The following is a 9,430-nucleotide window of genomic DNA, read 5'->3' on the forward strand; positions in this document are numbered from 1 at the left end:
CTGCAGTACCGGCCCCACACTCTCGACGGCTTCATAGCGGGCACCGGCCTGACCTTCGACGACCCACCCTCACCCTGACGAGCTGAAGCCAGTAACGGCGCCGCCGCGAGTGGTGGCGGCCATCTGCAGGGAGGTGACGACAAGCTCGGCATCATGACGCTGCCCCGTCGCGTAGCCGGGCAGGCGGCGCGGGAACAGGCCGATCACGGTGGCCAGGTAGAGCTTGCCGTCGCTGGTGACGATCTCGGTCATGTCGCCGGCCCGCACCTGGTGGGGGGCATCCGGGGTGAAGTCGCGACGCACGAAGTACGGGGCTGTCGCCCGCCCTGCCCGGGCCGGGTGAGCCCGCCTCGTCGGCGGGTCTTCTGTCCGGCCAGGCCGAGGCCGGCCGTGGTCTTCACGACGGTGTTCACCAAGATGCGCCATCCTTCCCGCACGAGCGTGATCCAGATCTAGGGGGAGCCGTAGGTGCCGCCCGAGGCACCGAAGACGCACCTGATCACGTCGGCGAACTGGCCGCGCCGCACCTCGCGGGCAGTGACCAGCCTGTCCCGCCATTTGCAGAACCACGACTCGCTCACGCCGAGCACGCGGCATGCTGTGGTGTACGGAATGTTCTGCCCGGCCCTTGCAGCCGCTGATCACTCCGGCCAGCCGGGCCGGGTCCACTGCAGCTGCTTCACCCACAAGGCCATGCAGCGTTCGAAGACATCACGTTCCGTCTCCACCTCACGGATGCGCGCTTGTCCTTCTGGCTCATCTCCCGACGTAGCCGCTCCAGCTCAGCGCGTTCACCATCGCGCAGCCGACCGCCCCAGGCACTGGCCGCAGGCCGGCCGCAGGAGACCGAACCGTTCCTCCTCCACGTGAGACCCAACTGTGCAACGTCCCGGGATGGCCCCCGAGATCCACGGCGACCTCAGGGGCCGGCTTCCCGGTCTCGGTCTCGAGACCTACAGAACCTTCACGGAACCACGCACCGCGCCTCTCCTGCTTGAACCCCATGAACCTCACCTCCCCCTGATATCACGGACTCCACACTCCGAGGGAACCTTCAGGCGTCCATCGACACCCACGACTGGATCACCTGCTACTTTCTGCCGCCTACACACCAGACCTCAACCCCGACAACAGGTCCTCGTCCTGGAGTGCACTCTCTATGCGTCTCGCTCCTTCAGAAGTGCATACCCGCCCGCCAGCACCGCGAGGACCCACAGAGCCATGATGCCGAGGCCGCCCCACGGTCCGTAGGGACTCTTGTCGTTGATCGGAGCGACCACCTGCATGATCTTGCTGCCGGCCTGGTCGGGGAGGAAGCGTCCGACCTTCTTTGTCGCGCCGACGTTCCCCAGGATGTTGGAGATCAGGAAGAAAAACGGCATCAGGATGCCGAGCGAGAGCATCGACGAACGCAGCATCGTGGCGACCCCCATCGAGAACACTGCGATGAGGGTCATGTAGAGGCCGCCGCCGATGACCGCCCGCAGGACGTGTGGGTCACCGATCGATGCCCTGTGTGAGCCGAGCATCGACTGCCCCGAGAAGAAGGCGAGAAAACTGGTCATGGTGCCGACGACGAGGGCGAGCCCAGTGGCGACGGCAATCTTGCTGAACAGGAGGATGCCGCGCTGCGGCACGGCTGCCAGCGAAGTACGGATCATCCCGGTGCTGTACTCGTTCGACACCACGAGAACGCCGAACACGGTCATCGCGAGCTCCCCCAGGCTCATCCCGGCGAAGCTGATGAAGGTCGGATCGAAAAAAAGCCTGTCCTTCTCGCCCATGTTGTCGAACTCATGATTCGACAATGCAGAGATCAGCATGCCCAGGGCGATGGTGACCACCGCGGCGAGGGAGAGCGTCCACATGGTCGAGGCAACGGACCGGATTTTGGTCCACTCGGACCGCACGACCTGGATCACTGTCATGCTCAGCTCCTCGTCTCGCCGTGGTCCCACCGCTCCTGATCGGCGGGCGCTTCGACATGCGCGTGGTACTCGACCGACTCCGCGGTCAGCTGCATGAACGCCTCCTCCAGGGCCGCCTGCTGGACGCTCAGCTCATGCAGCACGATCCGATGTTTGGCAGCCAGCTCGCCAATCCGCTCAGCCTTGCCGTCGTCAACCACCAACGCCCCACCGCCCGCCTCGACCACGGTGATCCCGGCCTCGTACAGCGTGTCGAGCAGCTGCTCCCGCTGTGGGGTGCGGATCCGGACAAACGACCGCGAGTTTTGCTGGATGAAGTCGGCCATGGAAGTGTCAGCGAGAAGCTGCCCCTGCCCGATGACGACGAGGTGTTCTGCGGTCAAGGCCATTTCGCTCATCAGGTGACTGGACACGAACACCGTCCGGCCCTGGGCGGCCAGCGACTTCATTAGGTTCCGGATCCAGTGGATGCCCTCGGGGTCCAAGCCGTTCACCGGCTCGTCGAACATCAGAATCCGTGGGTCGCCGAGCAGCGCGCCCGCAATGCCAAGCCGCTGCCCCATGCCGAGGGAGAACCTCTTGGCCTTCTTCTTCGCAACCGTTGTGAGGCCGACGGTGTCCAGGACCTCCTCCACCCGGCTCTTCGGGATGTCATTGCTCTGGGCTAGGCAGAGGAGGTGGTTGTAGGCGGTGCGCCCACCGTGCATCGCTTTGGCGTCCAGCAGGGCGCCGACGTACTTCAGAGGATCCTTGAGATGATCGTAGTGCTTGCCGTCAATGCGTACGTCCCCCGATGTGGGCCGGTCAAGCCCGAGCATCATCCGCATGGTCGTCGACTTGCCGGCACCGTTCGGACCGAGGAAGCCGGTGACCACACCTGGTCTGACGGTGAAGGTGAGGTTGTTGACCGCTACCTTCTCGCCGTATCGCTTGGTCAGGCATAAAAGCTCGATCATGTCACCACGCTAAGACTCGGGTACGGCCGCTGCCACCCGACGCCACATGCCAGCCGTTTGCCCAGGAAAACCATCCTGCACGACTGGGACAGGTCGGCGACCGGGGCCCTCCTCGTCACGTGCTTCGACGACGCCCTACTGCCCGTCAACCAGGGGGAACTCGCCGGACTTCGCCGGATTCAGACGTTCGCCTGTCCCGCCTGGCCTCAGGAAGGTCCGCTCGCTGGTCCACGTTTTCGGCGTCGAGTGCACCCCTAACCCTGCCCGTGCGGGCGACCAATTCCCTGTGAATGCCGAGAGCGAGGACGTCCTGCGGAGAGCCCCGCGAGGGCCGTGCTGAAGGATGCTTGAGGCCGGGCTGGGATGGCTGATGATCGACCATCACCCAACCCCTGGGTTAACTGGGCGGTAACTTCGTGGCGATGGGAGATCAACTTTGCGATCGATCTCCACTTTTTGATGATCCCCCAGAAGGTTAGGAACCATCCTTGGCACGCCAACGACTGCGCCGCTTAGGCCGTTTGACGCACTGCGCCACCGTGCTCACAGCCGTCTTCGCCGCGCTCCCCGCCACCCCCGCGCATGCCGCGTCCATAGCCCCGCACCTGGACGCCATTGAGCAGTCCCTACGTACCGTCTCGCCAGGCACCGAAGGCCGGATATGGCAGCGCACCAGTGGTAACGCCCTGGATGCGCCGGCCGACGATCCGAGCGGCTGGTTGTTGCAAACCCCTGGCTGTTGGGGTGACCCCGGCTGCACCGACCGCCCGGGTACCGGTCGACTTCTGGCCAAGATGACCGAGAACATCTCCAAGGCGCACGCTACCGTCGACATCTCCTCGCTCGCTCCGCTGCCCAAGGGCGCCTTTGAGGACGCGATTGTCGCTGGGCTCAAGGCATCCGTGGCGGCCGGCCACACGTTACGGGTACGCATCCTTGTAGGCGCCGCCCCCATTTACCACGTCAATGTGAGACCAGCGGATTACCGCGACGAACTGCTGGGCAAGCTCGGCGACGCAGCCAAGGGCATCACGCTCAACGTTGCGTCCATGACCACGTCCAGGACCGCGTTCTCCTGGAACCACTCCAAGCTCTTGGTGGTTGACGGACAGAGCGTGATCACCGGCGGCATCAACGGCTGGAAGGACGACTACATCGACACCTCTCACCCGGTGGCGGACGCCGACCTCGCGCTCACCGGACCTGCCGCGCGCACGGCGGTCAACTACCTGAACGTGCTCTGGAATTGGACGTGCCAAAACGCAGGCAACCCCGCGAAGGTCTGGCTCGCCACCTCCAACGGTGCCGCCTGTATGCCCACGATGGGCGAGGACGCGGCCGCCGCTGACTTGGCCACTGAGAAATCCGGCGACATCCCTGTCATCGCCGTTGGCGGACTCGGTGTCGGCATCCAGGACTCAGACCCGGCATCGTCGGGCCGACCCACTCCGTCCGCTATGCCCGACAGCACGTGCCGCATTGGCGTGCACGACCGCACCAACAGGGACCGCGGCTACGACAGCGCCAACCCCGAAGAGAGTGCCCTGCGCTCGCTGATCGGCAGCGCCCGCGAGCACATTGACATCTCCCAGCAGGATCTCAACGGCACCTGTCCACCACTGCCTCGCTACGACACCCGTCTTTATGGCATCCTGGCGGCTAAGCTCGCGGCCGGGGTCAAGGTCCGCATCGTGGTCAGTGATCCAGCCAACCGCGGGCTGATCGGCAGTGGGGGCTACTCGCAGATCAAGTCGCTGTCCGAGATCAGTGACATCCTCCGTGACCGGCTCATCCAAATCACTGGTGATCGGATCTCCGCGACCAGTGCCATGTGCGCCAATCTGCAACTCGCCTCGTTCCGCAGCGCCGCGTCGGTAAAGTGGCAGGACGGTCACCCATACGCTCTCCACCACAAGATCGTCTCGGTCGACGACTCCGCGTTCTACCTCGGTTCGAAGAATCTGTACCCGGCCTGGCTACAGGACTTCGGCTACATCGTGGAAAGCCCGGCCGCCGCACGGCAGCTGAAGGCGACGCTGCTGGATCCGGAATGGACCTATTCGCGGCAGACCGCCACAGTCGACTACACGCGCGGCGTCTGCCCGCGATAGGCCGGGCTCCGTCTCACGGCGTCCGTCGGTTTCGCGGCCGGCGGCGGCGACGGCTGCGTTGCGGACGGGTCGAGTCCGAGATCAGCTACGTCGTCGATCCCGCGCAAGTGTGGGATCAGCACCAGCCGAATTCGCTCGCCACCGTGTCTGAGCGAGGTCGCGCTGGTGTCACCTCGATATCGCTGAACTCACCTGCGCGAGTTGCTCGGTGACCGCAGGGCAGACGTCCGGCCGCTATCCCCTGCCCGGACCTGACCAGCCGGTTGCCCGGCCACCGAGGTTCTCCGTTGGGCGCCGGCCCTGAGGTGGCGTATCCACGGACCTGCCAGCTCCACCGGAAGAAAACCGTCATGATGGGGCGAGTTTCCTCTCTCAGAGGTAGGCCCGGGGAACACGCCGCTCCCGGGTTGAGCGTTGGGCCTGTCGTCTCCTTCCTTGCGGGTGACGGGCCCAACGCGTAGCCATAGTGGTCAGTGCGGTTGCTGGTCCGCCTTCCCTGTTCCCACCCAGAGGGCCAGGTCTCGTGGCTCTCAGGCTCATTGCAGGTTCCGCACAGCTGGTCCCGCTGCGACGGCTACCGCGCACCGTCGTGGATGGGTCTCCATGAAGGCCGCCCCGCATATCGTCCGGTTCGGGAGCAATCACCACACCGTGGTGCCCCAGCTCAGCCCCGAAGGCACGAGGCTGCTGTCGTGGCGGGTGGCCCACGACGAAACCGAGCTGCTGAATCATCGGTGACGCCATGGCGCTGGCTGGGCGAGACCGTCACCCTGGGCCATCGACCTGTACGCAGGCAGAGCCGCGCTGCTGATCGCCCTGCTGGTCAACCACGACCGACGACTACACTGCGTCCACGGCCGCACCGTTCACCAGGCCTCCGGCTACTACCGCGGGGCTACCAGACTTCCGCTGCCCCTGCGCCGGACCGGCTAAGAACCGCCTGGCCACCTGGCTGAAGAACCGCAAGGTCCGTGACTCCGTCGTGGTCGCGGCCACCACCATCCAGGCCGCCGAATCCCAACACACCGCCGTCCCAAAGAGAAGCTGGCTGCCGCCGTGGTTGCCAAGCTGGCGGGGGAGGTGATGACCCTCGATGAGGAGATCGCCGAGACCCGGCAATCTCCTCACGGGGCGGTTTCGCGAGCACCGCCTTGCCGAAGTGATTACCAGCCTTACCGGTATGGGAACCCTCCTCGGCACCGAATTCATCGCTCTCACCGGCAATGACATGACCGCCCTCTAAACCCCCGACCGCCTCGTCCGCGTCGCGGGCCTGGCCCCAGTGCCCGGGGACTCGGACGCATCAGCCCCCCGGCGCTACAGCCGCCGCCTGCTGCGGAACCTTCTACCTCTCCGCCCAGGTCGCCGCCCGATGCCGCCCGGTCCAAGGCGTTCTACGACCGCAAGAGAGCCGAAGGCGAAGGCTGCACGCAGGCGATCCTCGCCCTCGCCAAGAAGCCCCTGAACGTGTTGTGGACCCTCATATGTGACGGACGGACCTTCGAGGCGATCACTCCCGCACCCAAGTCGTAGCGGCATGGCGCACTCACCGAACGTCACCCAATCCGCTTGACCATTTCATGGGGAATCTCTCCGTCTCACGATCAGTGACAGCCGTCACTCACAGCGCAAGGCTGAAAGGTCTGTGAATTCTGAACACCGGCTTCCCGGAAGATATAGGGGATACCCACATTGCACACCGCAGGCAAGACGGCACACTAGAACGCGGATCAGGAACCGGATCTTCCTTGAGCCGGCTGCCCAGCCGAGGACGCCGTTCTGCTTTGTCCTCTCACTGGGTCTGATTCGGTACGAACTCCAAAGCGCTGGAACTCCATTGACCGACCACCACTTGCTGTCCTGCACTCCACGCCCCGACGACCATGGCCCGTGCACGCCTGGGCCTGCCGCGCCCTCAACGCGGTGTTACTTAGTTCCCTGTCAACGCCGCGCCGCGTTACGTACCGCGCCGGTCGACGCTGTCGCGAAAGGTCACTCATGTTCTCCGGGAACGGTCGCCATCGTCGGCCCGGCCAGCCTCCGGATACCCTCGTCACGGCCGAAGTGACCGGATCCGCCATCACCATCCCGCAACTCGGACCCCCCGGCGTCGGCGCAGCCAGCGGCACCACAGGCGGCCGGGGCGCCGAGACGTCGCCGCTGACCGCACGTCAGCTGACAGTAAGGGTCAAGCACGGCAGGGGCGCTCGAACACTGCTGAACAACGTGAGCTTCACGGTGCCCGGAAGATCCCTGATCGCAGTCGTCGGTCCATCCGGCTCAGGAAAGACCACCTTGCTGCGTGCCCTGACGGGCCATCAGGTGGATGTCAAGGGCGAGGTATTCTACGAGAACCAGAACCTCCATGAGCGTTTCGGCGAACTGCGCCGGCATATTGGGCTCGTTCCCCAGTACGACATCCTCCACCCACAGCTCACGGTGCGCTCCGCGCTCCGCTACGCCGCCAAGTTACGCTTCCCCCGCGACACAGAGCCAAGGGAACGCGCCCGACGGGTTGAGGAAGTGCTGGCTCAGCTCAGACTCGGCCTCCACGCCGACCAACGCATCAGCTCGCTCTCCGGCGGGCAGCGCAAGCGTGCCTCGGTCGCGGTGGAACTTCTGACCAAACCCTCGCTCATGTTCTTGGACGAACCAACCTCCGGCCTTGATCCGGGCATGGACCGTGATGTCATGGAGTTGCTGAGGGGACTCGCGGACGACGGCCGGACCGTGCTGGTGGTCACACACTCAGTCGGAGCTTTGGAGCTATGCGACAAAGTACTGGTCTTGGGACCAGGCGGATCCTTGGCCTACTTCGGCGCCCCGGACAAGGCACTTGCATACTTCGGGCAGGCTACCTGGGCCGATGTATTCTCCGCCTTCGAGAGACGTGGGGATCACGTCTGGTCCCGCAGGTGGCAGGAACACCAGCGACATGTGGCTGCTACGGCCGCCGCCCCACCGCAGCCGACAGCCACAACCCCCGAGGCAGTACACACTCCGGAGCCACCTCGCTGGAGGACGCAGCTGTCTGGGCTGGTCCGTCGGCAACTGGCGGTGATGGCCTCCGACCGGAGGCTGGTCTGCCTGATAGCCCTCCTGCCCATTGTCCTGGGCCTGGCCAGCACCGTCATACCTGCGGACTTCGGCCTTCGCAGGGCACCCGGCGGAACGCCGAATCTCGAAGCCGGCACGATCCTCGCGTCCGTTGTCATCAGCGTCTGCTTCATGGGGGCCGCGAACTCCGTCCGTGAGGTGGTCAAGGAACGGGTGATCTATGAACGGGAACGGGCCGCGGGCCTCTCCAGATCCGCCTACCTCATGTCGAAGATCACTGTTCTGGGGCTTATCTCGGGCCTCCAGGCAATCATCATGTGCCTGCTCGGATTCCTGCCACGTGCATCACCGTCACACGGGATCGTCGTGGCGGACGCCCCGATCCTTGAGATGAGCTTCGTCATCACAGCGCTCGGGTTCACCTCGATGATGTGTGGTCTGGTCATCTCGTCGCTGGCGAGGACTACCGAGAGCACCATGCCTCTCCTGGTTCTGTACTCCGTCTTCCAGTACCTGTTCTCAGGCATCACGTTTCGCCTCTTCCACAGTCCCGGAGTCGAACAAGTAGGCTGGCTGGCACCATCGCGCTGGGCCATCGCGTCGGAAGGTGTGACAGTTGATCTCGGGCAGCTGCTCGGTCCGATGGACAAGTCAGCGCCTTCAGCTACCGACCCCCTGTGGCATCACACGCTCGGCCAGTGGCTTACCGACACATGCGTGCTCTTCGTCATGGCGATGAGCTGCTATGTGCTCACGCTCCGGCTCCTGCGTCGGCATGAACCGCCTGCCATACGAAAGCGCTGAGACAGATGGCAGCGGTAAGAACTGATCGGCGGCGCCAGCGTGACCTGCGCGCAGCAGTCCGCGCCCGGCACCACAGCGTCTCGCCTCCCTGCTCGACGCCACCGGGCTGTCCGCCGCGGCCGTATGCTCGCCACCTCTGCCTCGCCGCAGGCGGTGCCCTGCGGCAGCGGCAACTCTTGTATGCGGACGGACCGCCAACTTCCAGGAATGAAGATCGAGCCCAGCGGTGACGACCACTGCTGGTAGGACGACACGGCCGGGCACGACTTCTCCTGGGCGAACCACGGCATCTCCGGGCCCTCCCACACTGGGCGATGGGATCGTGAACTGGCGGAGGTTCGCGCGCCGTAGGGATGAGCGCTGTCGTTCGCCCAGGCCCCAAAGTTCGCTGCCAGGGTTTTCGGGGCGTTGCCGCGACGGGATCAGCAGCCGTGGGGTGAGATAGCGGGGCTCGACCGGAGGCACCACCGCGTGGTCATTGAGGTCTTTCAGTGTGGCAACCGATCGGGTGACAGGGGCCGTGGCCACAACGCCCAAGGCTCCCGTGCCGCACTCGACCTGCCCCATGCGCTCA

7 protein-coding genes are annotated in these 9,430 nt (G+C 65.0%); 3 read left to right on the forward strand and 4 right to left on the reverse strand.

The window, feature by feature from the left end:
- Nucleotides 1-69: 69 nt before the first annotated feature.
- From ABZ624_RS40985 to ABZ624_RS41000, 4 genes are all read right to left on the reverse strand, one after another.
- Nucleotides 70-252: a hypothetical protein gene (locus ABZ624_RS40985; RefSeq protein ID WP_360100462.1), complete on the reverse strand. Its 183-nt coding sequence runs from the start codon at nucleotides 250-252 to the stop codon at nucleotides 70-72.
- Between the two features lie 200 nt (nucleotides 253-452).
- Nucleotides 453-581: a hypothetical protein gene (locus ABZ624_RS40990; protein ID WP_360100465.1), complete on the reverse strand. Its 129-nt coding sequence runs from the start codon at nucleotides 579-581 to the stop codon at nucleotides 453-455.
- Nucleotides 582-1,157: 576 nt separating this feature from the next.
- Entirely contained in the window at nucleotides 1,158-1,928 is a 771-nt protein-coding gene (locus tag ABZ624_RS40995) for an ABC transporter permease (RefSeq protein ID WP_360100468.1), read from the reverse strand.
- 2 nt (nucleotides 1,929-1,930) lie between these two features.
- On the reverse strand, nucleotides 1,931-2,884 hold the full coding sequence (locus tag ABZ624_RS41000) for an ABC transporter ATP-binding protein (protein WP_360100471.1): 954 nt from the start codon (nucleotides 2,882-2,884) through the stop codon (nucleotides 1,931-1,933).
- 539 nt (nucleotides 2,885-3,423) lie between these two features.
- On the opposite strand from ABZ624_RS41000, the gene ABZ624_RS41005 reads away from it, so the two are divergent.
- The 3 genes from ABZ624_RS41005 (at nucleotide 3,424) to ABZ624_RS41015 (ending at nucleotide 8,856) form a co-directional block, all read left to right on the forward strand.
- A complete protein-coding gene (locus tag ABZ624_RS41005; protein WP_360100474.1) occupies nucleotides 3,424-4,995 on the forward strand; it encodes a phospholipase D-like domain-containing protein in 1,572 nt (523 codons plus the stop codon).
- Nucleotides 4,996-5,598: 603 nt separating this feature from the next.
- Nucleotides 5,599-5,733 (forward strand): hypothetical protein, encoded by a 135-nt coding sequence (locus ABZ624_RS41010; RefSeq protein ID WP_360100477.1) that lies wholly within the window; start codon nucleotides 5,599-5,601, stop codon nucleotides 5,731-5,733.
- A gap of 1,260 nt (nucleotides 5,734-6,993) precedes the next feature.
- On the forward strand, nucleotides 6,994-8,856 hold the full coding sequence (locus ABZ624_RS41015) for an ATP-binding cassette domain-containing protein (RefSeq protein ID WP_360100480.1): 1,863 nt from the start codon (nucleotides 6,994-6,996) through the stop codon (nucleotides 8,854-8,856).
- Nucleotides 8,857-9,430: the final 574 nt, after the last annotated feature.

The sequence above is a fragment of the Streptomyces sp. NPDC007205 genome, assembly GCF_040634095.1.
Classification (GTDB): Bacteria; Actinomycetota; Actinomycetes; order Streptomycetales; family Streptomycetaceae; genus Streptomyces.